Below are 26,280 nucleotides of genomic sequence, written 5' to 3'. Positions count from 1 at the left end.
GAACGGACAATTATGCGAGTATTGCTTATTATCCTCGGCGGATTACTACTGCTGTTTCAATACAGCTTCTGGTTCGGTAAGAACGGATACAGTGATTACCAGACGGTACAACAGGAAATAGAACAGCGGACGGCGGAAAACACCCAATTGGCACAACGCAATCAGTTGATTATGGCGGAGATTAAAGATCTGAAAGAAGGCGTTGCTGCGGTAGAAGAACGCGCCCGCTTGGAACATGATATGGTGAAATCCAACGAAGTGTTTTACCGTTTGATGAAAGCGGACGAATATCAATAATGCAACGGAAAATCATTGCCATTGTACCGGCGGCGGGTAGCGGCAGCCGCATGTTACAGGATAAACCGAAACAATATCTGTTGCTGAACGGCAAAACCATTTTGCAGCACACGCTTGACGTGCTGTTAAGCTATCCTTTGATCGAAAAAGTGATTTTGGTCGTGGCGCAAGACGATCCTTATATCGCACGGCTTGCGCTGCAAAACCGGGCGAATATCGAGTTGGTCACCGGTGGGGAAACACGGGCGGATTCGGTGTTTGCCGGCTTGCGGCACGCAGCGGACGATAGCTGGGTGCTGGTGCATGATGCGGCGCGCCCCTGCCTGACTCATCAGGATTTGGATAAGCTGTTGCAGGTTGAAGATCAACACGGCGCGATTTTGGCGTATCCGGTGACAGACACGATTAAGCGGGCAGATAGCGGACAACAAATTCAGACAACGGAAGATCGCAGCCAATTATGGCACGCCCTGACCCCGCAATTTTTCCCGACGGTTGTCTTGCGCGAGGCATATGCGGCGGCATTTGCCAATCATCTAATCCTGACCGACGAAGCGTCGGCAATGGAGCTGGCGGGTTACCGACCGCACTTGGTGCACGGCCGCTCGGACAATTTGAAAGTCACCCGCCCCGAAGATTTGGCATTGGCGGAATTTTACTTACAACGGAGAACGCATAAATGATACGCATAGGACACGGCTTTGACGTGCACGCCTTTGGCGGTGACGGCCCGATTATCATCGGCGGTGTTGCCGTTCCTTATTCGCAGGGTTTGCTTGCCCATTCCGACGGTGATGTTGCGCTGCACGCCTTGACCGACGCGTTATTGGGCGCGGTTGCGCTCGGTGACATCGGCAAACTGTTTCCCGACACCGATATGGCGTACAAAGGCGCCGACAGCCGCGGCTTGCTGCGCGAAGCCTACCGTCAAGTGCGGTTGCAAGGCTATCGGGTCGGTAATGTCGATGTCACCATTATTGCGCAAGCGCCGAAAATGCGTCCGCACATCGATGATATGCGAGCCTGCATTGCGCAGGATTTGGGCTGCGAGATGACGCAGGTGAATGTGAAAGCCACCACCACGGAAAAATTGGGCTTCACCGGACGGGGAGAAGGGATCGCTTGCGAAGCGGTGGCGCTACTGGTGAAAACAGCATGACGGAACTGGCTTATTTACACGGCAAACCGCAGCAGCAAGCGCGCTTGAAAGCCGAATTCAGTGACTTTATCGTCAAAGAAGAACTGGGCTATGAGATGAGCGGCGACGGTGAATTTGTTGCTTTGAAAGTCCGCAAAACCGATGCCAACACCCTGTTTGTCGGCGAAAAACTGGCGGCGTTTGCCGGCATTTCGGCGAAAAACATGGGCTATGCCGGTCTGAAAGATCGTCATGCGGTGACCGAGCAGTGGCTCTGTTTACACCTGCCGGGCAAAGCAACGCCGGATTTTTCACAATTTGCGCTGGACGGGGTTGAAATCTTGGAGATTACCCGTCATAACCGTAAAATTCGTATCGGCAGTTTGCAAGGCAACCATTTTGAGATTTTATTACGCGATCTGCATGAAAGTGCGGATCTGCAACAACGGCTGCAACACATTGCAAAGTGCGGTTTTCCGAACTATTTTACCGAACAGCGCTTCGGGCGCGACGGTAATAATTTAACCCAAGCGCTGCGCTGGGCAAAAGGCGAAATTCAGGTGAAAGACCGCAAAAAACGCAGCTTTTACCTCTCCGCCGCCCGCAGCGAGCTGTTCAATTTAATCGTGGCGCAACGGATTGAAGATCAACTGCATGATACGGTGCTGAACGGCGATGTGCTGCAATTGCAGGGGTCGCACAGCTGGTTTGTGGCGACCGCCGATCAACTGGGCGATTTGCAATCACGCCTGCAACGGCATGATGTCGGGCTGACAGCGGCATTAATCGGGTCGCAGCCGTTGGCGACCCAAGCCGAAGCCGCCGAACGTGAACAGGCGGTGGCGGATCGTTATCCGGAATTGCTTGCGTTAATGCACAAAGAGCGGTTGCAGAACGCCCGCCGTTTAATGCTGGCGCGAGCGCAAGATTTAAGCTGGCAGTTTGAACAAGACGGCTTGCGCTTGCGTTTTTATCTCGACAGCGGCAGTTATGCCACTGCGCTGGTGCGGGAGCTGGTACAGGTGGGCGGCGCTGAATAATAACCCGAACAAAAACCAAGAAAAGGAAACGGTATGCATATTCTGTTAAGCAACGACGACGGCATTCACGCCGAAGGCATTCAAGCCATGGCGGCGGCACTGCGTAAATTCGCCACGGTCACCATTGTCGCACCGGATCGTAACCGCAGTGCGGCCTCCAGTTCGCTGACGTTGGTCGAGCCGCTGCGCCCGTTAAAACTGCCGAACGGCGATTACTGTATCAACGGCACGCCGGCGGATTGCGTCCACTTGGCGTTGAACGGGTTTTTGTCCGGTCAGATTGATTTGGTGGTATCCGGAATTAATGCCGGCGCCAATTTGGGCGATGATGTGATCTATTCCGGTACGGTAGCCGCCGCGCTGGAAGGGCGGCATTTGGGCTTGCCGTCGATTGCGGTTTCCCTTGACGGACGAATTTATTTTGAAACGGCGGCGCAGGTGGTATGCGATCTGATCCCGAAACTCCACGACAATGTGTTGAGCAAGCGTGAGATTATCAATATCAACGTGCCGGATCTGCCTTATGCCGAGTTAAAAGGCTTGCAAGTGACCAAGTTAGGCTATCGCGAATCCGCCAGTGAAATGGTGAAACAAACCGATCCGCGCGGCGAGTCCGTCTATTGGGTCGGTGCCAGCGGCTTGCCGGAACATAGCGGAGAAGGCACCGATTTTCATGCGGTTGCCAACGGCTATGTTTCGCTGACCCCGATTCAAACCGATATGACGGCACACCAGTCGCTACAACGGCTGCATGACTGGGTGGAAACGGAGTAGATGTCCAAGATAGAACAACGCCGTTTGGTACAACGGCTTCACTCACAAGGAATCAAAAATCAAGCTATCTTGCAGGCGATCTATGAAATTCCGCGCGCGTTTTTTGTCGAGGAGGCTTTTACCCGCCGTTGTTATGAAAATATGGCGATTCCGATTGGGGAGGGACAAACGTTGTCACAACCCTATATTGTGGCGAAAATGACCGAATTATTGCAACTTACGGCGCAAGATAAGGTCTTAGAAATCGGTACCGGCAGCGGTTACCAGACCGCACTTTTAGCCAAGCTTTGCCGTCAGGTGTATAGCATTGAACGGATTAAAAAACTGCAATGGCAGGCGATCCACCGTTTGAAAAAGCTGGAGCTGCATAATGTTCAGTTGCGCCATGCCGACGGTTGGGCGGGCTGGACGGCGAAAGCGCCGTTTGATGCGATTATCGTGACCGCAGCCGCGGAAAATATGCCGATTGCGCTGTTACAGCAATTGCAAGACGGCGGCAGAATGGTGATCCCGATTGGCGTCGATAAGCAGGTTTTACAATTAATCACCCGCGTCGGCGATAAATATCGGGTGGAAAATATTGAAGATGTTAAATTTGTTCCTTTGGTGGCAGGAGAGCTACAGTGAAAATTTTTGGAAACATGTACGACCAAATGATGAAATGGTCGCGTCACCGTTTCGCCGTTTATTGGCTATGTTTTGTCAGCTTTATCGAAGCGGTTTTTTTCCCGATTCCGCCTGATGTGATGTTGATTCCAATGTCGATGAATAATCCGAAAAAAGCGTGGCGGTATGCGCTTTATACCGCACTTGCCTCCATGTTGGGCGGGCTGCTCGGTTATGCCATCGGCTATTACGCTTATGATTTCGTACAGCACTATATTATTCAATTCGGCTATCAGGCAAAGATGGATCAGGTCATCGACTGGTTTAACCAGTGGGGCATTTTGGTGCTGTTCGTTGCCGGTTTTTCACCGGTTCCGTATAAAGTGTTCACCATTGCCGGCGGGCTGTTGCATATGGCGCTGCTGCCGTTTGCCGTAACCGCATTTATTTCACGCGCGGCGAGATTTCTTCTGGTCGCGAAATTATCGGCGTGGGGCGGACCGAAAATTGAAGCCAAGTTGCGCCGCTCTATTGAAGTGATCGGCTGGGGCGTGGTAGTCTTAGCCGTTATTGCCTATTTAATACTACGTTAGTAAAGGATTTAAACATGAAAACGAAACTGTTCTTTTTTCCGGTGACGGCCTTGGCAATTGCTGTGCTGGCCGGTTGTTCAAGCAGCGGCGGCGCGCCGGTACAAAGTGCCGACGGCAATTTGTCGCCGGGCATTATGCAGCCGGTTGAAGCCAGTGGGGCGAGCAGCGGCAGTTGGCAGCCGGAAATTCAACAGCAGAGTATGCCGGAAAGTATGAGCGTGCAGCAGGCGATTCAGCAACCGATCGGGCAAACGCAACAACAGGCGCAACAACAGGCGCAACAAGTACAGCAAAATGTACAAAGTGCGGTGCAGCAGCCTATCGGCCAAGCGCAGCAGACGGCACAACATGTCAGCACGGCGGTGAACAGCCAAACCCGCACGAATAGTACTCAAAACAGCAGTGTGTCGCAGGATTTCACCATTCCGCGCGATACCGCCACCAATGCGCCGATCTATAACCAAATCGACAAAGGGTTTTACAAAGGCGATACCTACACCGTGCGCAAGGGCGATACTATGTTTTTGATCGCCTATATTTCCGGTATGGACGTTACGGAACTGGCGGCAAAAAACAGTATGAGCGAGCCGTATAATTTGCGTGTGGGACAGGTGTTGCAGGTCGGTTCCGGCCGCAGTGCGGCGGCAACGGCAGCCACAACCGCAACAACAACGGCTGCTGCGCCAGCGGCGAGCGCTGCACCGGCACAGCCGTCGGTGACTTATACTCCGGGGCCGAATAATACACAGTACGGTTCCGACGGCACGATCACCGGCCCGGTCAAAGCCTCGGCGGGTAGCGCTGCAACGATGGCACAACAGGCGCAACAGGGCGTGAAGGCAACAGCCGGTACGGTTGCCGCAACGGCAGCCACCGCAAACAATACTCCGCCGCCAAGTGCGGTCAATTCCAATATCAGCTGGCGTTGGCCGACCAACGGCAAAGTGATCCAAGGGTTTTCGTCTTCAGACGGCGGCAATAAAGGCTTGGATATTTCCGGTTCGCGCGGACAGGCGGTCAATGCGGCTGCCGCCGGTCGGGTGGTGTATGCCGGTAATGCGCTGCGCGGTTACGGTAATCTGATCATCATCAAACACAACGATGATTTCCTCAGCGCCTATGCGCACAACGAAAGCATTTCGGTGAAAGATCAGCAGGAAGTCAGCGCAGGACAGCAGATTGCCAAAATGGGCAGCTCCGGCACCAACTCGGTTAAACTGCACTTTGAGATCCGCTATAAAGGGAAATCCGTCGATCCGGCACGTTATTTACCGTCACGTTAAGCATCGCGCTTTTTCCAAAACCAGGCACAAACCACGGGCAGGATTTTCTGCCCGTTTTGCTCAGTAAAAGTTAAGTGATCTCGATCACAAACTATGGGTTAAACCGCACTTTTCCTGTTCTGCTATGCGACAGCTTGCCGATTTTTTGCTATCTTCAAGGAAGCTGTTCCGAAGGTGTACCATAAGCCGAAGGACAACCTTTCTTTTTAATTAACAAGGATTTTTTGCTATGAATTGGAGTTTACAACCCAGTGCGGTTTTTGCCGCTTCTCCGGTGGTGCCGGTGATGGTGATTAAAAATTTGGACGACGTATTACCGATGGCACAGGCGTTATCGGCAGGCGGGATTAACGTTTTTGAGATCACCTTGCGCAGCGCGGTGGCGCTGGACGCGATTAAAATCATCAGTGAAGCCATGCCGCAGGCGCTGGTCGGTGCCGGCACGGTGATCTCGCCGCAGCAATATGATGCGGCGGTAGCAGCCGGCGCGAAATTCATTATCTCGCCGGGGGCGACGGTGGCATTATTAAAACATGCCGTACAAGGCAGCGTGCCATTGATGCCGGGCACGTCAACGCCGTCGGAAATGATGACCGCACTTGAGCTGGGCTACGATCATTTGAAGTTCTTTCCGGCGGAAGCCAACGGCGGCGCACCGGCGCTGAAGGCGATTTCCGCACCGTTACCGCAACTGACGTTCTGTCCGACCGGCGGAATCAGCCCGAAAAATGTAGCGAACTATCTGGCGCTGGATTGCGTGGCAACGGTCGGCGGCTCGTGGATGATCCCGAATGAGGCGATTGCGGCGGGCAATTGGGCGGAAGTGACCCGTTTAACCCAAGAAGCGGTTGATTTTGTCGGTGGTTTACGCAAATAAAGCATCGCATTTGGACTATAGCTACAAAATTTAATTCTTCATACAGCGTTGCTGCGCCATACCGTACTGCTTGTACGGTCTGCGGCTTGCGCTTTGTATGAAAAATTAATTTCTGCAGCTATCGACAGGATACAAAAGGGTTGTGTCCTGTTTTTTATTGGGGAAGGAAAAGCATGAAGATTCTGTTTGTCTGTCTGGGGAATATTTGCCGTTCGCCGATGGCGGAATATATTTTACGGCATAAGCTGGTGCAAGCCGGTTTGCAAGATTGGGTGACGGTCGATAGCGCCGGTACGGCCGGCTATCATGACGGCGCAGATATGCACCGCGGCACGGCGCAAATGCTGCTGCAACACGGAATCGACAAGTGCGGTTTTATCAGCCGCAAGGTACGCAAAAACGATTTGAATACGTTTGATTATCTGATTGCAATGGACAATAGCAATCTGGCGGATTTGCGCAATATGTTCGGCCAAACGGAAAAAATCTTTAACATTACCGATCTGGTGCCGGATTTGGGGATCGATCATATTCCCGATCCTTGGTACAGCAACAATTTTGACCAGACTTATCAATTGCTGGATCGCTGTTGTGATCAATTACTGGATAAAATCAAACGGCATTACGCTTAATTTAAATCAAATTTGTGAACTGTCGCCAAGTTATATTTCCCGTTTAATGCTACAGTAAAGCGGAATCTCCCCCCTTTTTATAACCCGACAGGAGTTTGCTATGTTTCCGGAATATCGTGATTTAATCAGCCGTTTGAAATTGGAAGATGCGCATTTTGCCCGCTTGTTTGATAAGCATAATGAGTTGGATCATAAAATTATCGCCATTGAAACCAATGTAGAGTTAGGTACGCATGAGGAAGTCGAAAATTTGAAAAAAGAGAAATTGCGTCTGAAAGATCAGTTGTATGTGATTCTGAAAAACGCGGAGGCCAAAAGCTAGAAATCCCGTCTGCCCTATAAGAGCAACGGGATTTGTTTTAGCTGAACGGCTCAGATTAAAAGCGCGGTCAGGCAAGCAGTCCGGCCGCTTTCACCACTAAGGCAACCGCTTTTCCTTCTGCGGCTTTAATCGTATTTTCGTTCGGAATTTCTTGTTGGGTACGGTTGACGATCACTGCGGAAATCATACCGGCTCTCAATCCCAGCGCCGAACACATGGTAAACAACGTCGCCGATTCCATTTCAAAGTTCATCACGTTCAGCTGTTGCCACTCTTTCAGTGAATCTTTAAAACGACGGCAGATTTTTCCGCTGTAGGTGTCGTAGCGCTCTTGTCCCGGATAGAACGTATCGGACGAGGCAGTGATGCCGACATAGGTGGTTTCGCCGCTCTCTTGCGCGACCTTGACCAAGGTTGAGGTGCAATCAAAATTTGCCACCGCCGGATATTCCAACGGCGCAAAATGCTGGCTGGCGCCGTCTAAGCGCACTGCACCGGTGGTGACTAAAATATCGCCGACATTGATATGCGGCTGAATCGCACCGGTGGTGCCGATACGCAGGAAAGTGCGCACGCCCAATTGCGCCAACTCTTCAACGGCAATCGAAACCGACGGGCCGCCGATACCGGTGGAGCAGACCATAACCGGTTTGCCGCCGACATAACCCAACCATGAGGTAAACTCCCGGGTTGACACCAAAAACTTCGGCTTATCCATCAATTTGGCAATGCGCTCGACACGCGCCGGATCACCGGGAACAATAGCAACCGTTGCACCTTCCAAATCCGCTTTGGTTAAACCCAAATGAAATACATCTGCCATAAACATCTCCTAATTATTATTGTTTATCATGCTACAAAAAATGTATTTTACGCTAAACACTTACGGATTTATATCGCGTAGTATCGGGTTTTGCATGGAAATTAATGTTTCTGTGGACTGGATCTCATCTATGAGCTGAATTTTGCTTGCCAACACTGAATGCAGCTCTTCAATAGTGTGGGTCATCACTTTGATAAAGATGGAATAGTTACCTGTGGTGTAATAGGCCTCAACCACTTCGTCAAAGGTTTGCAGTTTTTTGATGACGGCGTCGTAGTCTTTGGCGCTTTTCAGGATAATGCCGATAAAACAGCAGACATCATAGCCCAGTTTACGTTCGTTGATCCGCACTTTGGTGCCTTCAATCACGCCGGACTGGCGCATTTTTTCCACCCGCACATGGATTGTGCCCGGGCTGACACCGAATTTTTTCGCCATTTCGGCATAAGGGGTGCGTGCATCTTTGGTAAGCACTCGCAGAATTTGTTGATCAAGGGCATCAATATGGCTGACTTGTTGCATACGCTTCTCCAACTTTAGTTTTTTTTCAAAAAAAATCTGTATATATTGATTAATGACTACATATTAGCAAAAAAAATTAAAAAAGTATTGGAAATTTTTGTTTATTTGTTGAATAATGCACAAAAACGAGGGCGAGCCCTTGCTTGTTTAATACGTTTAAAACTTATCATTTAATAAACCCAGAAAAACAACATTATGAAAAACTCATTTATTTTACAACAACAAGAAATCAGTTTCGTGAAAAACACCTTTACCCAAATGCTGAAAGAGCATTTGAAAATCGTCGAAGTGCAGGGACCTTTGCTCAGTCAGGTCGGCAACGGCATGCAGGATAACCTGTCCGGGGTGGAAAATGCGGTGCAGGTCAATATCCGTGAAATTCACGGCGTGCGTTTCGAAGTGGTGCATTCGTTGGCAAAATGGAAGCGCCATACGTTAGGGCGGTTTGATTTTCAGCCGAACGAAGGATTGTTCGTGCATATGATCGCGCTGCGTCCGGACGAAGACAGCCTCGATCAAACCCACTCGGTGTTTGTTGATCAGTGGGACTGGGAGCGGGTGATTCCGGCAGGTTCGCGCAATTTGGCGTATTTAAAAGACACCGTCCGCTCGATTTATACTGCGATTAAAGAGACCGAGCAAATGGTGGAAGTGCAATTCGGCATCAAAGGTTTTTTACCGCCTGAGATTACCTTTATCCACAGCGAAGATTTGGTGCGCCGCTATCCTGACTTGAGCGGCAAAGAGCGCGAAAGTGCGGTCTGCAAAGAGTTCGGCGCGGTGTTTTTAATCGGCATCGGCGGCAAATTGTCCGACGGCAAACCGCATGACGGACGTGCGCCAGACTACGATGACTGGACAACGCCGAGCGAGGGTGAATATAAAGGTTTGAACGGCGATATTCTGGTGTGGAATCCGGTGTTGCAGTCGGCATTTGAATTGTCCTCAATGGGCATTCGGGTGGACGAAGCCGCCCTACGCCGTCAGCTGGCGATTGCCGGTAACGAAGAGCGGGCTGAATTCCCATGGCATCAGGATCTGTTGAACGGCAAATTGCCGCAATCGATCGGTGGCGGAATCGGGCAGTCTCGTCTGGCGATGTTGCTGCTGCACAAAGAGCATATCGGACAAGTTCAGTCCAGTGTTTGGCCGAAGCGGATTAGCGATCAGTACGAAAACATTTTATAACCTTAATTTTTGATTCTATTGCTGTACTTTTTTATTTTTTATTTTTTTATTTGTAACAACTCGGAAAGCAGCCTTTTTATGTCATATGACACATCAGGTTTGCTCCTCATTTTAAGTTTTAGTTGATATCACTTACTAAGGAGAAACTTATGAAACAAATCACTGCCATTGTGCAACCCTTCAGACTGGACGACATCCGCGAAGCCTTGTCCGACATCGGGATTCAAGGCATCACGGTCACCGAAGTAAAAGGTTTCGGGCGGCAAAAAGGACACACCGAGCTGTATCGCGGTGCCGAATATGCCGTCGATTTCCTGCCTAAAATCGCCCTCGATATTGTGCTGACCGACGAACTGGCGCAACAAGCGATCGAGGTTATTTGCCAAACCGCGCGCACCGGAAAAATCGGTGATGGCAAAATTTTTGTCAAACCGGTGGATAAGGTGATCCGTATCCGCACCGGCGAAACGGACGAAAACGCGATTTAATCCGATTCATCGCAACGATAATTTTTTGTTCCCTGTGTTGTGCCGATTCGGTGCCACCTGCCTGCGTGCGCCTTGACGGAACCCAATTTTATCGCGCGATGCTGACGGTAATAGATCATTTTGATTTTTTCTTCAACATTAAATTAAACTCGGAAAACAAATATAGGTGACAACATGAAAAGACAACTTCTTTTAGGGGGATTGGCGGCAGCCCTATTGCCGACCGCCGTTTCGGCGTCGGAAACGGCGGATTGGATTCGTCCGATGTCGGAAATCAGCGCCGGTGACACCGCATGGGTGATGGTGGCGGCGATTCTGGTGTTATTTATGACCTTGCCCGGCTTGGCGCTGTTTTATGCCGGCATGGTGCGCAAGAAAAACGTGTTGGCAACCATGGTGCAAAGCATTGCGATTGCCTGTTTGATCTCATTATTGTGGATGTGTTTCGGTTATAGTTTGGCGTTCACCTCCAACAACGGGTTTATCGGCGGCACGGAACGCTTTTTCCTCAGCGGCATGAATGTGTTCACCGAAGCGGAACAACTGACCGTCTTTCCGGGTGCGGCTACGATTCCGGAACCGGTGTTTATGATCTTCCAAATGGCGTTTGCAGTGATTGCGGCGGCGATTATCACCGGTGCGTTTGCCGAACGGATTAAATTCTCCGGCATGTTATTGTTCAGCGCCTTGTGGTCACTGCTGATTTATGTGCCGACCGCACATTGGGTGTGGGGGCCGGACGGCTGGTTGGCGGCAGACGGCGTGTTGGATTATGCCGGCGGCACGGTAATTCATATCAATGCCGGTATTGCCGGCTTGGTCGGCGCAATCATGCTCGGCAAACGGATCGGCTACGGCAAAGAGGCGATGCCACCGCACAACTTGGTGTTAACCTTAATCGGTATGGCGATGTTGTGGATCGGCTGGTTCGGCTTCAACGCCGGTTCGGCGCTGGCGGCGGACGGTCGTGCCGGCATGGCGATGGCGACCACGCAAATCGCCACCGCGGCGGCGGCGATTGCTTGGATGTTGACCGAACGCATTATGGGACACAAACCGTCTGCGCTGGGGCTGGCTTCCGGTGCGGTGGCAGGCTTGGTGGCGATTACGCCGGCAGCCGGTTTCGTCAGCGTGCAAAGTGCGGTCTTTATCGGCTTGATTTCCGGCGTGGTCTGCTTCTGGGGCGCGACCAAACTGAAATATTGGCTGGGTTATGACGACTCGCTGGACGCTTTCGGCATTCACGGTATCGGCGGCATTGTCGGCGCAGTCTTAACCGGCGTGTTTGTCTCCACTGACATCACCGGCGGCGGCGCCAGTTTGTGGGTACAGATTGAAAGCGTGCTGATCACCATCGCTTACAGTGCCGTCGGCAGTGCGGTGCTGTTGTGGATCGTTAGCAAAGTCACCGGTTTACGCGTGGAACGCGATCAAGAGCGGCAAGGTCTGGACGTGGTGCTGCACGGCGAACGGGTCGAGTAATATTGTGGCAATGGTATTCAACCGCACTGGTGGCAAGTGCGGTTTTTTGCGTTTATAAACTGTCCGATTTAGGGTAAAATCAGCGTAATTTTGTTAACAAGAGAACCTGTTATGACGACACAAAAACTCAGCGTAGTGATCTTAGCCGCCGGCAAAGGCACGCGAATGTACTCCGATTTGCCGAAAGTATTGCATAAAATCGCCGGTAAACCGATGGTGAAACATGTGATTGATACCGTGAAAAAACTGGGGGCGGCAAATATCCACCTGATTTACGGACACGGCGGCGAAGTCATGCAGCAGCGCTTGCAAGGCGAGCCGGTGAATTGGGTGCTGCAAGTCGAACAACTGGGTACAGGACACGCCATGCAGCAAGCCGCACCGCACTTTGCCGACGATGAAAATATTCTGATGCTGTACGGCGATGGTCCTCTGATTACGCCTGAAACTTTAGAAAAACTAATCGCCGCCAAACCGCAAAACGGCATTGCCCTGTTGACGGTTAACTTAGACGATCCGACCGGTTACGGCCGGATTATCCGCCAAGACGGCAACGTGGTGGCGATTGTCGAGCAGAAGGATGCTGACGCCGAGCAATTGCAAATTCAGGAAGTCAATACCGGTGTGATGGTTGCCAGCGGCGCCGGCTTTAAAAACTGGCTGTCCCGTTTGAACAACAACAACGCGCAAGGCGAATATTATATTACCGACGTGATTGGTTTTGCCAACCAAGACGGCTGCCAAGTGTGTGCCGTTTCGGCGGCAGACCCTATGGAAGTGGAAGGCGCGAACAACCGTCTGCAACTGGCGCAGTTGGAACGTTATTACCAACAGCAGCAAGCCAAACGGCTATTGCTGGCAGGGGTGATGTTGATCGATCCGGCACGCTTTGATCTGCGCGGCGAATTGCTGCACGGCAAAGATGTGGAAATCGATGTTAACGTGGTTGTCGAGGGCAAGGTCGAATTGGGCGATCGCGTGCGGATCGGCGCCGGTTGCGTGTTGAAAAACTGCCGGATTGCCGCCGATGTCGAGGTGAAACCGTATTCGGTGATCGAAGATGCGGTAATCGGCGAAAGTGCGGTGATCGGACCGTTCTCCCGCTTACGTCCGGGCGCCGAACTGGCGGCGGAAACGCATGTCGGCAACTTCGTCGAGATCAAAAAAGCGCGGGTCGGCAAAGGTTCGAAAGTCAATCATCTGACCTATGTCGGCGATGCGGAAATCGGCAGCAACTGCAATATCGGTGCCGGCGTGATCACTTGTAACTATGACGGTGCCAATAAATTCAAAACCGTAATCGGCGATAACGTCTTTGTCGGCTCCGACAGCCAGCTGGTGGCGCCGGTTACGATTGCCGACGGTGCGACAATCGGCGCCGGTGCTACCGTGACCAAAGATGTGGCTGAAAACGAACTGGTGATTAGCCGTGTGCCGCAACGGCATATCGCCAATTGGCAGCGCCCCGTCAAGAAAAAATGATCGAACAATAACCTTCCCTTTTAGTCATCGGTAAACCATTGTGCGTTTGCCGATGATTAAAAATTCTGCATAATCCGCATAAAACTGTGATCTTACCTAGAGTTTCGGCAAGAAAACCGCACTTTGTATTGCTTTTCTTTATGGAGTAAAGATATCATTCAGCAATATTGAAATGATTATTATCTTCCAAGAAAATCCGAGAATAAAAATTCAACACATTGGAATAATATTTGATGACACGGTTTCCCAAAACTGCCTTCCGCAGCTGTCTGGCTTTTGCGTTGTTGGCGAGTGCCGGTGTGGCACAGGCAGGTACTTATCCCGATTTGCCCGAACCAATTAAGTTCGGCAGTGGCGCCTTGCTCGGTGAAACGGTTTATGTTGGTTTGGGGAGTGCAGGCGATCGTTTTTATCGTCTGGATCTCGGACGGAAAAAAGCCGAATGGCAAGCGATTGCGGAATTTCCCGGCGGCAACCGTTTATATGCCGTTGCTGCGGCGTTGAACGGCGAATTGTATATCTTCGGCGGCTTACAACAGACGGAAGACGGGTTGCATATTGTGAATGATGCCTATCGTTATGTGCCGCAGGAGGATCGCTGGATTGCACTGGATACCCGTGCGCCGCGCGGCATTGTCGGCGCCGGCGCGGTTGTTTATCAGGATAAAATTTATCTGCTGGGCGGCAATAATCCGGAGGTTTTGGGCGGTTATCTACAGGCTTATGCCGGTGCGGCGGATCAAACGGCACAAGAGGCGGTGAAACAGGCCTATTTTGAGCAACGCCCGCAAGATTATTTTTTTACCGCAGAGTTATTGAGCTATCAAGCCGCTGAAAACCGTTGGCGCAATGAAGGCAAATTCCCGTTCAGCGCCAGAACCTGCGCCACCGTGATCGGACAGGGGGAAACGGTGTTGGTGGTTAATGGTGCGGTAAAACCGGGCTTGAATACCGCAAACACTCAGCAAGGACGGCTTGGTAAGCCGCGCACCGAGTGGAAAAAGTTGCCCGATTTGCCGGCAGTCGGTGAGAAAACCCAAGAAGGCTTGAGCGGCGCGGGCGGCGGCTACAGCCACGGTTACTATCTGGTGGCGGGCGGCACCAATTTCCCTGGCGCGCAGCAACAATTCCAACAGGGTAAGCTGTTTGCCCACGAAGGGTTGAGCCAAGCATGGCATGACGAAATTTATACCCTGAAAAACGGGCGTTGGAAAATGATTGGCGAATTAAATGCGGCGAGCAGCCATGCGGTTGCGGTGTCGTATGACAACAAGGTTTTATTAATCGGCGGCGAAAGTCATGGCGGCAAAGCGCTAAGTGCGGTGCAGGTTCTCAGCTATGACGGCAGCAAATTAATTATCGAATAACAAACTTCCTCTATTTAGTTTGTATTTGCCCCTTAACCGTCAGGTTAAGGGGATTTTTTTATTTGTATGAGGGAGAATTTGCGCTAAAAGTGCGGTTCGGCAACCGCACTTCATATAGGTGTTTGAATCTTACCGCTGCAAAGCGGCTGAGCGAGGCTTAATGTGCAAGGCTTAACGCTTTTTCCGTGCACGATTTCATCGTACACGGTTAAGGATAGTTGAGGGGCTTTGCCCCTCGTAAACAAGGGTTGTCAACAGTCTCAAGTGCGGTTCGGCAACCGCACTTCATATAGGTGTTTGAATCTTATCGCTGCAAAGCGGCTGAGTGAGGCTTAATGTGCAAGGCTTAACGCTTTTTCCGTGCACGATTTCATCGTACACGGTTAAGGATAGTTGAGGGGCTTTGCCCCTCGTAAACAAGGTTTGTCAACAGTTTCAAGTGCGGTTCGGCAACCGCACTTGAGGCGTTGTGTTACTCTTTATCCTTGCCTAAGAATTTTACCGCTAAATCCGGAAAGTCGGTAAAGACGCCGCTGGCGCCGGCTTGATTCAACAGCGCATCAAACATTTGATCGATGTCGCTGAAAAACGGCGGTAACGCGTCTTTGCGCACAGTGTACGGGTGTAATTCCAGCTGCTGCGCCGCAATTTCGCCGACTAACGGCGTATAACGAATATCGCCTGCGCCGGAGGCTTTATCGTCAATTAACATATACCAACCGGGACCAACGCCGTCGGCATATTTTGCCACTTCCGCCATTGCGCTGGGTTTAAACATCCAATCGTAGTCGTAATTGACCCATTTACCGGCGGCATTCTTCTCTTCGGTTTCGTGCCAATCGGTGTAGGCAATCAGTTGCACCAGTTTGATGTCCATGCCCAGCTGCGGCAGCAACTCGGTTTTAATCCGTTTTAACTCGTTAAAATCGAAAGTTTGCAGATAAACGGCGGAATCTTTGCCGGTATAGCCGTATTTTTTCAGCACTTTTAAGGTTTCCAAGGCAATATCCTTGCCTTCTTGGTGGTGCAGCCAAGGCGCTTTGATTTCCGGATAAATCCCGATTTTTTTACCGCTGGACTTTTCCAAACCCTGAATAAATTCGATCTCCTCTTCAAAGGTGTGGATTTTAAAATGGGATTTCCAGAGTGGGAAACGGTCGGGATAGACCTGCACTTGTTTGCCGTTTTCAACGTTAAAGTTTTCCGTCATTTCCAACGTTTGGATCTCTTTCAAAGTGAAATCCGCCACATAATAACGCCCGTCTTTGCGCGCGCGCTGCGGGAATTTTTTCGCCACATCGGTTAAACCGTCGAGAAAATGATCATGGATCACGACCAGGCGGTTGTCTTTGGTCATCGCTAGATCTTGTTCCAGATAATCGGCTTTTTGCCCGAATGCCAAGGCTTTGGATTCCAGAGTATGTTCCGGCAGATAGCCGCTGGCGCCGCGATGGGCGATCACCAGTTTGTCTTGGCCGCCGACTTTGTTTGTTCCGGTTGCGTTGACACAACCGAAAAGTGCGGTTGAGGCGGCTAATACCACGATTAATGTTTTAAGTTTCATCAAAAGCTCCTGATTGAGTCTGCTGCGGATAAAAAGAAAGACGAAACTCGGTTCGTCTTTCTACGCTTATGTGGCTAATTATTTAATTAAACGCTCTTCTTCGGCGATTCGGGCTTTATGTTTGCCCTCTTCCACCATGGTGATCAACATTAAGACACAAGCTAACACGGCGCCGCCGATCATAATGTAGAAACCGCCGTCCCAGCCGTAAGTGTCGGCTGCCCAACCGATAACCGCACTTGCCGCCACGGTTCCGCCGAGGTAACCGAACAGACCGGTGAAGCCTGCGGAAGTACCGGCGGCTTTTTTCGGCGCCAATTCCAGTGCGTGCAAGCCGATTAACATCACAGGGCCGTAAATCAGGAAGCCGATGATGGTCATCATGATAAAGTCGGTTAATTGATACGGGTTGTTATACCAAGGCAGCGCCGCATAGTGCGCCAATTCGGCTTCCGGCGTTGCCGGATTCATCCAAAAGACGACCACGGCAATGGTCACCATCACCATAAACACGAAACCGGTCAAGCCGCGTTTGCCTTTGAACACTTTATCTGACATCCAACCGCACAACAGCGTACCCGGAATAGCGGCGAATTCATAAATCGCATAGGCGGAGGCGGTGGCTTTGATATCGAAATGTTTGACTTCGCCCAAATAGACCGGCGACCATTTCAGAATGCCGTACCGGATCAGATAGACGAACACGTTGGCGACGGCGATGTACCATAACAAACGGTTTTTCAACACATAAGTGATAAAAATATCGCGCGCACTCAATTCGTGCTCGTAGGTTTCTTCGTTGTAATCGTCCGGATAGTCGTTTTTATACTCTTCGATTGGCGGCAAACCACAGGATTGCGGCGTGTCTTTCAGCGCAAAATAGATGATCACCGACGCAACCATGGAAGCAATTCCCGGATAATACAGCGCTTCCTGCCACACATGACCAAACGTGACCTTGGTGACTTCGGGGTGGTTGGCGGCATAAATCATGCTGGCCAAACCGACCAACACCGCCGGCATCATGCCGCCCAGATTGTGTGCGGTATTCCAAATCGAAACGATGGTTCCGCGTTCGCTTTTCGACCACCAGTGCACCATGGTGCGTCCGCTTGGCGGCCAACCCATGCCTTGAAACCAGCCGTTGATAAACAGCAGTACGAACATGATCAAAATGCCGGACGTCGCCCACGGCATAATGCCCATCAGGGTCATACACAAACCGGACAGTGCCAGACCGAACGGCATAAACATTTTCGGATTGGAACGGTCGGAAATCGACGCCATAAAGAATTTGGACAAGCCGTATGCCAAGCCCGGCGCGATGCCGATAATCCCCAATTCGGTTTTGGTATAAAGTCCGGCTTCAATCAGCCCTTTTTGCGCCAAATCGAAATTACTGCGGGTGAAGTAGTAAGCGGCATAGCCGAAGAAGATGCCCATAAAAACCTGCCAGCGCAAGCGGTTATAGGTCGGATCGATTTTGTCCTGCGGTAGTAACGGCTTATGTGCCGCCGGTTTAAAAATTCCAAACATAAAATGCCTCTTTTTATTAGAGTTATAAGTAAATTAGTGTGTTTAAAATACAGTGATCCATATTTAGGGTTGCAATAATATCAGTTTTATTAAGGTTATCTATGTTCGAATATGAAAATTGGGATCGGTATCACATTCATTTTAGAAATGATTTTGCAAAACAGTCATAATTCTGTAATAAAAAAGCACTCATCTGAGATGATGAGTGCCTTAACATGATGAATTAATGAAAATTATTTCTTCCAGTTCTTCAGGGCATCGGCGAAAGCATTGTTGCCGATGTTGGAATTGGATCGGGATTGGCGTGTCGTGTTGTTCAAATTGGAACGGTTAGCGGCGGTATGTTTTTTGTCTGTGGCGTTGACCGCACTTTTATCTTGCGGTTGTTCGTCCAGACGGCAGCTTAAGGCGATGCGTTTGCGTGCGATGTCCACGTCCATCACTTTCACTTTCACCACATCACCGGTTTTCACCACTTCGTGCGGATCTTGTACAAATTTATTCGACAGCGAAGAAATATGCACCAAACCGTCTTGATGTACGCCGATATCGACAAACGCGCCGAAATTGGTGACGTTAGTGACCGTGCCCTCTAAAATCATACCGACTTGCAAATCGGTGATCTCTTCCACGCCGTCCATAAAGGTGGCGGTTTTGAATTCACCGCGCGGATCGCGTCCCGGTTTTTCCAGTTCGCTTAAAATATCGCGCACCGTCGGCAGCCCGAAGCGCTCGTCGGTGAACTGTGCGGCGTTCAGTTGGCGCACCGCACTGGCATTGCCCATCAGATCGCCGATGGTTTGCGAGGTGGCTTGCAGGATTTTTTCCACCACCGGATAGGCTTCCGGATGCACGCTGGAGGCATCGAGCGGATTTTTACCGTTGTTAATCCGCATAAATCCGGCGCACTGCTCAAAGGCTTTCGGCCCCAGACGGGTGACTTTTTTCAGTTGGTTACGGTCGTCAAAGCGTCCGTTTTCATCGCGGTAATGGACGATATTTTGCGCCAGCGTGGCGCTCATGCCCGCCACCCGTGCCAAGAGCGGTGCAGAAGCGGTGTTCAAGTCCACGCCGACCGCATTCACGCAATCCTCGACCACCGCGTCCAGTTTGCGTGCCAGTTGGCTTTGGTTGACATCGTGCTGATATTGCCCCACGCCAATCGCTTTCGGATCGATTTTCACCAGTTCCGCCAACGGATCTTGCAGACGGCGCGCAATCGAAACCGCCCCGCGCAGCGAGACGTCCAACTGCGGAAATTCCTGCGCCGCCAGCTCGGAAGCGGAATAAACCGACGCACCGGCTTCGCTCACCACCACTTTCTGCGCCTGCCAATCATGGGATTTTTGCAGAATCTCCGCCACAAAGCGTTCGGTTTCGCGCGAAGCCGTGCCGTTACCTATCGCAATTAAGCCGACGTTGTATTTTTTACCCAACTGGTAAACGCTCGCCATCGCTTTATCCATTTGTCCGGTATGTGGATAAATAGTATCGGTAGCGAGTAATTTGCCGGTGTTATCCACCACCGCCACTTTCACGCCGGTGCGCAAACCGGGATCCAGCCCCATGGTGTTTTTCGCCCCTGCCGGTGCCGCCATCAAAAGTGCGGTCAGATTGCGCGCAAAGACATCAATTGCTTCGTTTTCCGCTTTTTCACGCAGACTTGCCATCAGTTCGGTTTCTAAATGTAGTGAAATCTTAATTCGCCATGTCCAACTGATCACCTGCTGCCGCCAACTATCGGCAGGCTGTTGATTGAAATTTACGCCTAAATGTTGGCGGATAATCTCTTCGCAGTAGCTTTGGCGCACGCTTTCGTCTTGATCCGGATCGGCATTCAGGCTTAACTGCAAAATGCCTTCGTTGCGTCCGCGCAACATTGCCAGCGCACGGTGCGACGGCACTTTGCTCAGCGGTTCCTGATGGGCAAAATAGTCTTGGAATTTCGCCCCTTCGGCTTCTTTGCCGCTGATCACTTTCGACACCAATACCGCACTTTTCAGCAAATAGGCGCGCACTTTTGCCAATAATTCCGCATCTTCGGCAAAGCGTTCCATTAAAATATACCGTGCGCCGTCCAGTGCCGCTTTCGTGTCGGCAACGCCTTTTTCGCTGTCGATATAGCTTTCTGCCGCCGTTTCCGGCACGGTTGCCGGTGTTTGCCATAATAGATCCGCCAACGGTTCCAAACCGGCTTCAATTGCAATTTGCCCTTTGGTGCGGCGTTTCGGCTTGTATGGCAGATAGAGATCTTCCAATTCGGTTTTGCTTTGGCAGGTTTCGATTTTGGCTTGCAGCTCGGCGCTGAGTTTGCCCTGCTCGCCGATTGATTTCAAAATGGTTTGGCGGCGGTCGTCCAGTTCTCGTAGGTAGAGCAGACGGGTTTCAAAATGGCGCAGTTGGGTGTCGTCCAAGCCGCCGGTCACTTCTTTGCGGTAACGGGCGATAAACGGAATGGTGTTGCCCTCGTCCACCAAACCGATGGCGGCTAAAATTTGTTTGGCTTGCACATTCAGTTCTTGCGCAATGGTTTGGCTGATGTGTTGGTTTAGCATAGTGAAATCTCTTGGGTAAAAATGCAAAAGAGCTCAAATTGCTGGTAAAGGTGAAATGTAAAAGTAGGGGCGGATTAACTATCCGCCCGAACCGCACTTTGCATTTCTCTTTTATTGGTTAATTGTTTATATCGTACTTCGTAAACGGACGGATAGTTAATCCGCCCCTACTTTGTTTCATAAACTACCTTTGCCAATCATTTGAGCGTAGTAGCGATAATCTAATAATACGAATGTTCGCCGCGTTGGTGTTCGGTGATGTCACGCACGCCGTTCAGTTCGCCGCTGAATTGCTCCAACAACTGTTTTTCGATGCCGTCTTTCAGGGTCACGTCTACCATCGAACAGCCGTTGCAGCCGCCGCCGAATTGCAAAATCGCATAGCCGTCGTCGGTCAGTTCGATGAGCGTGATCCGACCGCCGTGGCTTGCCAGTTGCGGATTGATTTGGGTTTGAATCACATAATCGACCCGCTCGATTAACGGTGCGTCGTCCGCCACTTTCTTCATTTTGGCATTCGGCGCTTTCAGGGTCAGTTGCGAGCCCATGTCGTCGGTGACGAAATCCAGTTCCGCGCCCTCTAAAAACGGATAGCTGACTTCATCGACAAAAGCGGAAAAACTGGCGTAGGTCAATTCGCTGTCGTTGGCTTCCACCGCATTCGGCGGACAGTAGGAAACGCCGCACTCGGCGTTCGGCGTGCCGGGATTGACCACGAAAATACGAATCTGCGTGCCTTCTTCCTGCTGATCCAACAGTTTACGAAAATGGGCTTGTGCGCTATCAGAAATTTGAATATACATAGTTCACCTTGCTTTTATAGGGGTAATATCCGACTTATCTTGTCGGAATACAGTGAGCAAAATAATACGCTTTAATCCGATCTTTTTCCAGTTTTTCCGCATCGCGGCACGGCGGCTGTGCTAACATAAACGCCGTTTTTTATCAGGAGAAAATGACATGACAATCCAATATTTCGGACAAACCCCACGTTTTTCAGAAGCCACCGTTGCCAACGGCTTTGTCTTTCTTGCCGGCATGGTGCCGGAAAACAGCGAGGCGGATATTTATCAACAAACTTGCGATGTGTTGGCGCAAATCGACGCTTGGCTGGCAAAGTGCGGTTCGGATAAAAACCATCTGCTTGAAGCCACGATTTTCCTCACCGATATGGCGGATTATGCCGGCATGAACCGCGCTTGGGACGAATGGGTCAATCCGCAACACAGTCCGGCGCGTGCCTGTGTCGAAGCCAAACTGGCAAAAGCGGAATGGAAAGTGGAAATCAAAGTATCGGCGCTACAGTGCTGACGTTAGGTGCGGCATAAACTCCACACCTGAATATCTTGCACACCGCTCTTTTGCAGCAGTCGGCTGATTTCTTGCATGGTGGTGCCGGTGGTGATGACATCATCGATAATCGCCACCGATCGATAGCTCGGCGTTTGGGATAAGGCAAAGGCACGGCGCAGATTTTTATGCCGTTGTTTGCCGCTGAGTTGCCGTTGCGCAGCAGTATAACGCACCCGTTGCAGCAGTTGGTTGTCACACGGGATTTCCAGCCATTTGGATAACCATTTCGCCAGCAGCAGCGATTGGTTATAACCGCGTTGCCATTGGCGCACAGGGTGCAGCGGCACCGGCAGCAGCGCTTCGGGCAAGGGCAAGGCGTGGGTGCGCCGTGCCTGTTTGACCGCCAGCAGCAACAACCGTGCCAAAGTGCGGTCAAGCTCGAAGCGGCGGTGGAATTTAAAGGCGTGGATCAAATCCGATAACGGCGGGCGGAAAGTGCTGACCGTCACCAAGCGCTGCCACGCCGGCGGATCAGTTAAACACTTGCCGCAATGTACGAAATCAGCAGTGAGTTCGTTACCGCAACGGCCGCAATAGGCAAAACGCGGAATCTCGCGATCGCAGCGGCTGCATAATCCGTGCTGCGCAACCGCCAATTTCGTTTTACAACAGACACAACTCGCATCGAGTTTGGCTTCCAACCAGCGCATGATGGCTCCGTAGAAAGTAAAGATAAGTAGAAAGTAAAGGTAAGTAGAAAGGAAAGATAAGCGGCAAAATACCACCAAACCGCACTTTAATGCCGCAACGGCAGACTATTTCTTCGATCCGGATCGAAAAAATATTATACTAAGCGCTATTTTTTAAATTCGTCCGCTAAATTAGGAATCAGTATGTTAGATCCGCAACAAATTAAAATCGTATTTTTTGATATCGATGAAACCCTGTATATGAAACATCAGCAGTATCTGCCGCCGTCAGTGCCGGTTGCGCTGGCGAAATTGCAGCAGAAGGGCATTATTCCTGCCATTGCCACCGGACGTTCGTTATGCTCTCTGCCGTTGGAGATCAAACAGTTAATCGGTGCGTTGCCGATTGAGTTGTTCGTCACCATTAACGGGCAATACAACAGCTATCGCGGGCAGCCGTTGCAGACCTATCCGTTGGCGCAAGCGGATATCGAGCGTTTGGTTGCTTTTTTCAAGCAGCATGAGATTGATTATGCCTTTGTCTCGGAAACCGACGTGGCAGTGAACCGCATCACCCCTGAAATCGCCGACGCGCTGGATCCGATCACGAAAACCTATATCGTTGATCCGGATTATTATTTGACGCATGCGGTTTACCAAATGTTGCCGTTTTATACGCAAAGTCAGGATCAATTGCTCGCCGATTCAGGGGTTTTAGGCGAGAACTTGCGGGTGGTGCGCTGGCATGATTATTCGGTGGATTTGCTGGCGGCGGAAGGCTCGAAGGCGCGCGGCATTCAAGCGGTATTGCAGCATTTTAATCTCACGCCGGACAACGCGGTGGCGTTTGGCGACGGGTTGAATGATTTGGAAATGTTGCGCGAAGTCGGCTTCGGGGTGGCGATGGGCAACGGCCATTCCGAATTGAAGGCGCTGGCGGATTACGTTACCGCCGATATTGCCGAAGACGGTTTATACAAAGGCTTGCAGCAATTGGGCTTGATCGATTAGCCGAATGGAAGTGCGGTTGGGCGGGGTGATGACAAGGCAAGCGAAAGCGCAACTGTTCAAAAGTTGCGCAAGCTTCCGTTGTTTCACCCCATATCGCCGAAAATGCGCGATTATTTCTGCATTGGCGATTGCTTCTCGGCGCTAATGCGTGCAATATATCGCCCATTGTCAACAGCCAGCCGTCAGGTGAGGAAAAAAGCAAAGCATGGGATCCGAACAGAAAAAATTTACGCCGTTTTTAGAATTTGACCGCCAACAATGGGCGGCATTGCGTAAATCTGTGCCGCTGACCTTAACCCAACAGGATTTGGAGCCGTTACTCGGTTTTAACGAAGAACTTTCCTTAGAAGAAGTCAGTACCATTTACCTGCCGTTGACACGTCTGGTGAATTATTACATCGAAGAAAATTTGCGTCGGCAAACCGTATTACACCGCTTTTTGGGCATTGAAACGCCGAAAGTACCGTATATTATCAGCATTGCCGGCAGCGTCGCCGTCGGCAAAAGCACCTCGGCGCGGATTTTACAGTCGTTGTTGAGCCACTGGCCGAAAAAGCGCAAGGTGGATTTGCTCACCACTGACGGTTTTCTCTATCCGCTGGCAACGCTGCAACAGCAGAATCTGTTGCAGAAAAAAGGCTTTCCGGTGTCTTACGATACCCAGCGTTTGATCCGCTTTATTTCCGATATCAAATCGGGCAAGAGCGCTGTCAAAGCGCCGATTTATTCGCATTTGACCTACGATATCGTGCCGGATCAATACAATGTGATTGATCAACCGGATATTCTGATTTTGGAAGGGCTGAATGTGCTGCAAACCAGCGCCAATCACAGCAATAATCCGGATCGGCTGTTTGTGTCCGATTTCGTCGATTTTTCCATTTTTGTCGATGCCAAAGAATCACTGCTGAAAACGTGGTATACCAAGCGCTTTTTAACCTTCCGTCAAGGGGCGTTCAGCGATCCGAACTCCTATTTCCATCACTATTCCACCTTGTCGGAACAAGAGGCGATCGCCACCGCTCACCATATTTGGGATACGATTAACGGCTTGAATTTAAAACAAAATATTTTGCCGAGCAGTGAGCGCGCCAATTTGATTCTGGTCAAAGGGGCGAATCACGCAATCGAACGGGTTAAATTGAGAAAATAGCCTTTCTCTCACGGCAATGCTGCGGCAACGCCGAACAAATCGAGTCAGGCATGCGATAGAAAAATTGCGATTTATCCGCTATACTTGGCGATTATTTCTCCATTTGATATCGTTATGACCGCACTTCTCGAATTACAAAACGTGACCTTTCAGGCGCAGCAGCTGTTGCAGTATCCCGATGTGCAAATCACCGCCGAACAAGTGACTTTTTTACAAGGCGCCAGCGGCAGCGGCAAAAGCACGCTGTTAAGGCTGATTAACGGCACGGCAAGCCCAAACGGCGGACGGATTCTGTATCAGGGGCGCGATATTGCGCAACTGGATACGGTGCAGCTGCGGCGTGAGCTGTTGCTGGTTAACCAACGGCTGTTTTTGTTTCCGCAAACCATTCTGCAAAATTTCGAACAGTTTTATCGTTATTTGGACAAACCGCTGCCCGAACAAGCGCAAATCCGCACTTTCTTGCAATTGTGCCATGCGGATTTTGCACTGCAAACGTCTTGCGCCACGCTGTCCGGCGGCGAACAACAGCGGGTTTTCTTGGCACTGGCGCTGAGTTTACAACCTAAGCTGTTGATGTTGGACGAACCGACTTCGGCGTTGGACGCCGATTTGGCGGAAAACGTGCTGAACGATATTTTGCTTTATTGCCGTCGCCAACGGATCAGCGTGCTGGCGATCAGCCATGATCACGCGCTGGTGCAGCGACACGCCGATCAAATTATTCACATCAGTAAGGATTAGAACATGAACGATGTCAGTATGAACCTACTGAATTTCAGTTTGGTGTATCTTTTGTTGTTGGTCGTGTTGTATGTGATGAAGAAAAATCATATTCAGCAGTCACGTTTATTACTGCTTGCCAGTATCCGCATGACGGTGCAGCTGATTATCGCCGGTTGGGTGCTGACCTATATTTTCGGCCACCCCAGCCCGATTTTCACCGTGTTATATGTGGCGGCGATGGTGATTTTCGCCATTCATCGGGTGTTGTCGAAAAATCTGAATTTGAACCGCCGCTTTAAATCGGCGATCGCGTTGTCGATTACCTTTGCCGGACTGAGCGTGATTGCGTTTTTTGTGGTGGTGGTGACCAATCAGCCTCTGTTTAATCCGCAATATGTGATTCCGCTCGGCGGCATGATTATGGGAAATTCAATGACCGCACTGAATTTAGGGATTAAAACGTTTCGTGAAAGCCTGACGACGGAACGGGATAAAATCAACACGCTGTTAAACTTCGGTGCGACGCCGGAAAAAATCTTAATGCCGTATGTCAACCAAGCGGTCGAAACCGCACTTTTACCGACGCTCAACTCCATGCTGGGAATGGGAATTATCGCCCTGCCGGGCATGATGACCGGACAGATTCTCTCCGGCACGTTGCCCAGCACCGCGGTGTTATATCAAATTGCGATTATGATCGCCATCTGCACCGCCGTCAGTCTGGCACTGTTTATGGCACTCTATTTTGGACACCGCACGTTGTATAATCAACGTAATCAAATTGATTTAAGAATGATTTAATCTAAAGATATAAAATAACAACAATATACTATAAATAG

27 protein-coding genes and 1 pseudogene are annotated in these 26,280 nt (G+C 50.6%); 21 read left to right on the top strand and 7 right to left on the bottom strand.

The features are described from left to right. Positions 1-12 precede the first annotated feature (12 nt). The 11 genes from ftsB to B8880_RS02250 all read left to right on the top strand — a co-directional run bounded on the left by ftsB (position 13) and on the right by B8880_RS02250 (position 7,562). A complete protein-coding gene (gene ftsB / locus B8880_RS02300; protein ID WP_084255803.1) occupies positions 13-297 on the top strand; it encodes a cell division protein FtsB in 285 nt (94 codons plus the stop codon). Next, positions 297-980, top strand: a complete 684-nt coding sequence (gene ispD / locus B8880_RS02295) for a 2-C-methyl-D-erythritol 4-phosphate cytidylyltransferase (RefSeq protein WP_084255802.1) — start codon at positions 297-299, stop codon at positions 978-980. Before ftsB ends, ispD begins: the two co-directional genes overlap by 1 nt. After that, positions 977-1,456, top strand: a complete 480-nt coding sequence (gene ispF, locus B8880_RS02290; protein ID WP_084255801.1) for a 2-C-methyl-D-erythritol 2,4-cyclodiphosphate synthase — start codon at positions 977-979, stop codon at positions 1,454-1,456. Before ispD ends, ispF begins: the two co-directional genes overlap by 4 nt. After that, a complete protein-coding gene (gene truD / locus B8880_RS02285; protein ID WP_084255800.1) occupies positions 1,453-2,475 on the top strand; it encodes a tRNA pseudouridine(13) synthase TruD in 1,023 nt (340 codons plus the stop codon). Before ispF ends, truD begins: the two co-directional genes overlap by 4 nt. A gap of 33 nt (positions 2,476-2,508) precedes the next feature. Continuing rightward, positions 2,509-3,249, top strand: coding sequence for a 5'/3'-nucleotidase SurE (surE, locus tag B8880_RS02280; RefSeq protein WP_084255799.1), 741 nt, complete (start codon positions 2,509-2,511; stop codon positions 3,247-3,249). Then, positions 3,250-3,876, top strand: coding sequence for a protein-L-isoaspartate(D-aspartate) O-methyltransferase (locus B8880_RS02275; protein WP_084255798.1), 627 nt, complete (start codon positions 3,250-3,252; stop codon positions 3,874-3,876). Next, on the top strand, positions 3,873-4,448 hold the full coding sequence (locus B8880_RS02270) for a YqaA family protein (protein ID WP_084255797.1): 576 nt from the start codon (positions 3,873-3,875) through the stop codon (positions 4,446-4,448). Before B8880_RS02275 ends, B8880_RS02270 begins: the two co-directional genes overlap by 4 nt. Positions 4,449-4,462: 14 nt before the next feature. Continuing rightward, positions 4,463-5,731 (top strand): murein hydrolase activator NlpD, encoded by a 1,269-nt coding sequence (nlpD, locus tag B8880_RS02265; protein ID WP_084255796.1) that lies wholly within the window; start codon positions 4,463-4,465, stop codon positions 5,729-5,731. 229 nt (positions 5,732-5,960) lie between these two features. Continuing rightward, positions 5,961-6,608 carry a bifunctional 4-hydroxy-2-oxoglutarate aldolase/2-dehydro-3-deoxy-phosphogluconate aldolase gene (locus B8880_RS02260; RefSeq protein WP_084255795.1) on the top strand — a complete coding sequence of 216 codons (648 nt, stop codon included), beginning with the start codon at positions 5,961-5,963 and terminating at the stop codon, positions 6,606-6,608. A 173-nt stretch (positions 6,609-6,781) separates the two neighbouring features. Then, positions 6,782-7,240 (top strand): low molecular weight protein-tyrosine-phosphatase, encoded by a 459-nt coding sequence (locus B8880_RS02255; RefSeq protein WP_084255794.1) that lies wholly within the window; start codon positions 6,782-6,784, stop codon positions 7,238-7,240. Positions 7,241-7,340: 100 nt separating this feature from the next. After that, complete coding sequence (locus B8880_RS02250; protein ID WP_084255793.1) at positions 7,341-7,562, top strand: HP1242/YdcH family protein; 222 nt, start codon at positions 7,341-7,343, stop codon at positions 7,560-7,562. A 67-nt stretch (positions 7,563-7,629) separates the two neighbouring features. On the opposite strand, the gene udp is transcribed toward B8880_RS02250, so the two are convergent. Together udp and asnC are read right to left on the bottom strand one after the other, a co-directional pair. Then, the gene (gene udp, locus B8880_RS02245; RefSeq protein WP_084255792.1) at positions 7,630-8,385 is read right to left on the bottom strand and encodes a uridine phosphorylase; all 756 of its coding nucleotides are present in this window, start codon (positions 8,383-8,385) and stop codon (positions 7,630-7,632) included. Between the two features lie 60 nt (positions 8,386-8,445). Next, the gene (asnC, locus tag B8880_RS02240; protein WP_084255791.1) at positions 8,446-8,907 is read right to left on the bottom strand and encodes a transcriptional regulator AsnC; all 462 of its coding nucleotides are present in this window, start codon (positions 8,905-8,907) and stop codon (positions 8,446-8,448) included. 195 nt (positions 8,908-9,102) lie between these two features. Between asnC and asnA the strand changes: the two genes are divergently transcribed. From asnA to B8880_RS02215, 5 genes are all read left to right on the top strand, one after another. Continuing rightward, positions 9,103-10,095: an aspartate--ammonia ligase gene (gene asnA, locus B8880_RS02235; RefSeq protein WP_084255790.1), complete on the top strand. Its 993-nt coding sequence runs from the start codon at positions 9,103-9,105 to the stop codon at positions 10,093-10,095. A 149-nt stretch (positions 10,096-10,244) separates the two neighbouring features. Then, complete coding sequence (locus tag B8880_RS02230) at positions 10,245-10,583, top strand: P-II family nitrogen regulator (protein ID WP_084255789.1); 339 nt, start codon at positions 10,245-10,247, stop codon at positions 10,581-10,583. 174 nt (positions 10,584-10,757) lie between these two features. After that, on the top strand, positions 10,758-12,065 hold the full coding sequence (locus B8880_RS02225; RefSeq protein WP_084255788.1) for an ammonium transporter: 1,308 nt from the start codon (positions 10,758-10,760) through the stop codon (positions 12,063-12,065). Positions 12,066-12,176: 111 nt separating this feature from the next. Further along, complete coding sequence (glmU, locus tag B8880_RS02220) at positions 12,177-13,547, top strand: bifunctional UDP-N-acetylglucosamine diphosphorylase/glucosamine-1-phosphate N-acetyltransferase GlmU (RefSeq protein ID WP_084255787.1); 1,371 nt, start codon at positions 12,177-12,179, stop codon at positions 13,545-13,547. Positions 13,548-13,780: 233 nt separating this feature from the next. Beyond that, positions 13,781-14,914 (top strand): N-acetylneuraminate epimerase, encoded by a 1,134-nt coding sequence (locus B8880_RS02215; RefSeq protein WP_084255786.1) that lies wholly within the window; start codon positions 13,781-13,783, stop codon positions 14,912-14,914. Between the two features lie 472 nt (positions 14,915-15,386). Here B8880_RS02215 and glpQ read toward each other — a convergent pair whose 3' ends face one another. The 4 genes and pseudogenes from glpQ to nfuA form a co-directional block, all read right to left on the bottom strand. Continuing rightward, complete coding sequence (gene glpQ, locus B8880_RS02210; RefSeq protein ID WP_084255785.1) at positions 15,387-16,478, bottom strand: glycerophosphodiester phosphodiesterase; 1,092 nt, start codon at positions 16,476-16,478, stop codon at positions 15,387-15,389. A gap of 78 nt (positions 16,479-16,556) precedes the next feature. Beyond that, positions 16,557-18,014, bottom strand: coding sequence for a glycerol-3-phosphate transporter (glpT, locus tag B8880_RS02205; protein WP_084255784.1), 1,458 nt, complete (start codon positions 18,012-18,014; stop codon positions 16,557-16,559). Between the two features lie 382 nt (positions 18,015-18,396). Next, a pseudogene (locus B8880_RS02200) lies at positions 18,397-20,569 on the bottom strand (Tex family protein); the annotation flags it as partial. A 221-nt stretch (positions 20,570-20,790) separates the two neighbouring features. After that, the gene (nfuA, locus tag B8880_RS02195) at positions 20,791-21,372 is read right to left on the bottom strand and encodes a Fe-S biogenesis protein NfuA (RefSeq protein ID WP_084255782.1); all 582 of its coding nucleotides are present in this window, start codon (positions 21,370-21,372) and stop codon (positions 20,791-20,793) included. A gap of 157 nt (positions 21,373-21,529) precedes the next feature. Between nfuA and B8880_RS02190 the strand changes: the two genes are divergently transcribed. Then, positions 21,530-21,880: a RidA family protein gene (locus B8880_RS02190; protein WP_084255781.1), complete on the top strand. Its 351-nt coding sequence runs from the start codon at positions 21,530-21,532 to the stop codon at positions 21,878-21,880. Between the two features lie 2 nt (positions 21,881-21,882). On the opposite strand, the gene B8880_RS02185 is transcribed toward B8880_RS02190, so the two are convergent. Then, positions 21,883-22,572 (bottom strand): phosphoribosyltransferase family protein, encoded by a 690-nt coding sequence (locus tag B8880_RS02185; protein ID WP_084255780.1) that lies wholly within the window; start codon positions 22,570-22,572, stop codon positions 21,883-21,885. A 183-nt stretch (positions 22,573-22,755) separates the two neighbouring features. On the opposite strand from B8880_RS02185, the gene B8880_RS02180 reads away from it, so the two are divergent. The 4 genes from B8880_RS02180 to B8880_RS02165 all read left to right on the top strand — a co-directional run bounded on the left by B8880_RS02180 (position 22,756) and on the right by B8880_RS02165 (position 26,242). Beyond that, positions 22,756-23,562: a Cof-type HAD-IIB family hydrolase gene (locus B8880_RS02180; protein WP_084255779.1), complete on the top strand. Its 807-nt coding sequence runs from the start codon at positions 22,756-22,758 to the stop codon at positions 23,560-23,562. 205 nt (positions 23,563-23,767) lie between these two features. Further along, entirely contained in the window at positions 23,768-24,715 is a 948-nt protein-coding gene (gene coaA, locus B8880_RS02175) for a type I pantothenate kinase (protein ID WP_084255778.1), read from the top strand. Between the two features lie 114 nt (positions 24,716-24,829). After that, entirely contained in the window at positions 24,830-25,459 is a 630-nt protein-coding gene (locus B8880_RS02170; RefSeq protein WP_143933385.1) for an ABC transporter ATP-binding protein, read from the top strand. Positions 25,460-25,462: 3 nt separating this feature from the next. After that, positions 25,463-26,242, top strand: a complete 780-nt coding sequence (locus B8880_RS02165; RefSeq protein WP_084255776.1) for an ABC transporter permease — start codon at positions 25,463-25,465, stop codon at positions 26,240-26,242. Positions 26,243-26,280: the final 38 nt, after the last annotated feature.

Source organism: Pasteurella testudinis DSM 23072, assembly GCF_900176075.1.
Lineage (GTDB): Bacteria > Pseudomonadota > Gammaproteobacteria > Enterobacterales > Pasteurellaceae > Chelonobacter > Chelonobacter testudinis.
This window is presented reverse-complemented; position numbering and strand designations above follow the sequence as displayed.

What these genes read in the sequence shown, in the direction of transcription:
- ftsB (WP_084255803.1), top strand. Translation starts at nt 13, where the DNA reads ATGCGAGTATTGCTTATTATCCTCGGCGGATTACTACTGCTGTTTCAA.
- ispD (WP_084255802.1), top strand. Translation starts at nt 297, where the DNA reads ATGCAACGGAAAATCATTGCCATTGTACCGGCGGCGGGTAGCGGCAGC.
- ispF (WP_084255801.1), top strand. Translation starts at nt 977, where the DNA reads ATGATACGCATAGGACACGGCTTTGACGTGCACGCCTTTGGCGGTGAC.
- truD (WP_084255800.1), top strand. Translation starts at nt 1,453, where the DNA reads ATGACGGAACTGGCTTATTTACACGGCAAACCGCAGCAGCAAGCGCGC.
- surE (WP_084255799.1), top strand. Translation starts at nt 2,509, where the DNA reads ATGCATATTCTGTTAAGCAACGACGACGGCATTCACGCCGAAGGCATT.
- B8880_RS02275 (WP_084255798.1), top strand. Translation starts at nt 3,250, where the DNA reads ATGTCCAAGATAGAACAACGCCGTTTGGTACAACGGCTTCACTCACAA.
- nlpD (WP_084255796.1), top strand. Translation starts at nt 4,463, where the DNA reads ATGAAAACGAAACTGTTCTTTTTTCCGGTGACGGCCTTGGCAATTGCT.
- B8880_RS02260 (WP_084255795.1), top strand. Translation starts at nt 5,961, where the DNA reads ATGAATTGGAGTTTACAACCCAGTGCGGTTTTTGCCGCTTCTCCGGTG.
- B8880_RS02255 (WP_084255794.1), top strand. Translation starts at nt 6,782, where the DNA reads ATGAAGATTCTGTTTGTCTGTCTGGGGAATATTTGCCGTTCGCCGATG.
- B8880_RS02250 (WP_084255793.1), top strand. Translation starts at nt 7,341, where the DNA reads ATGTTTCCGGAATATCGTGATTTAATCAGCCGTTTGAAATTGGAAGAT.
- udp (WP_084255792.1), bottom strand. Translation starts at nt 8,385, where the DNA reads ATGGCAGATGTATTTCATTTGGGTTTAACCAAAGCGGATTTGGAAGGT.
- asnC (WP_084255791.1), bottom strand. Translation starts at nt 8,907, where the DNA reads ATGCAACAAGTCAGCCATATTGATGCCCTTGATCAACAAATTCTGCGA.
- asnA (WP_084255790.1), top strand. Translation starts at nt 9,103, where the DNA reads ATGAAAAACTCATTTATTTTACAACAACAAGAAATCAGTTTCGTGAAA.
- B8880_RS02230 (WP_084255789.1), top strand. Translation starts at nt 10,245, where the DNA reads ATGAAACAAATCACTGCCATTGTGCAACCCTTCAGACTGGACGACATC.
- B8880_RS02225 (WP_084255788.1), top strand. Translation starts at nt 10,758, where the DNA reads ATGAAAAGACAACTTCTTTTAGGGGGATTGGCGGCAGCCCTATTGCCG.
- glmU (WP_084255787.1), top strand. Translation starts at nt 12,177, where the DNA reads ATGACGACACAAAAACTCAGCGTAGTGATCTTAGCCGCCGGCAAAGGC.
- B8880_RS02215 (WP_084255786.1), top strand. Translation starts at nt 13,781, where the DNA reads ATGACACGGTTTCCCAAAACTGCCTTCCGCAGCTGTCTGGCTTTTGCG.
- glpQ (WP_084255785.1), bottom strand. Translation starts at nt 16,478, where the DNA reads ATGAAACTTAAAACATTAATCGTGGTATTAGCCGCCTCAACCGCACTT.
- glpT (WP_084255784.1), bottom strand. Translation starts at nt 18,014, where the DNA reads ATGTTTGGAATTTTTAAACCGGCGGCACATAAGCCGTTACTACCGCAG.
- nfuA (WP_084255782.1), bottom strand. Translation starts at nt 21,372, where the DNA reads ATGTATATTCAAATTTCTGATAGCGCACAAGCCCATTTTCGTAAACTG.
- B8880_RS02190 (WP_084255781.1), top strand. Translation starts at nt 21,530, where the DNA reads ATGACAATCCAATATTTCGGACAAACCCCACGTTTTTCAGAAGCCACC.
- B8880_RS02185 (WP_084255780.1), bottom strand. Translation starts at nt 22,572, where the DNA reads ATGCGCTGGTTGGAAGCCAAACTCGATGCGAGTTGTGTCTGTTGTAAA.
- B8880_RS02180 (WP_084255779.1), top strand. Translation starts at nt 22,756, where the DNA reads ATGTTAGATCCGCAACAAATTAAAATCGTATTTTTTGATATCGATGAA.
- coaA (WP_084255778.1), top strand. Translation starts at nt 23,768, where the DNA reads ATGGGATCCGAACAGAAAAAATTTACGCCGTTTTTAGAATTTGACCGC.
- B8880_RS02170 (WP_143933385.1), top strand. Translation starts at nt 24,830, where the DNA reads ATGACCGCACTTCTCGAATTACAAAACGTGACCTTTCAGGCGCAGCAG.
- B8880_RS02165 (WP_084255776.1), top strand. Translation starts at nt 25,463, where the DNA reads ATGAACGATGTCAGTATGAACCTACTGAATTTCAGTTTGGTGTATCTT.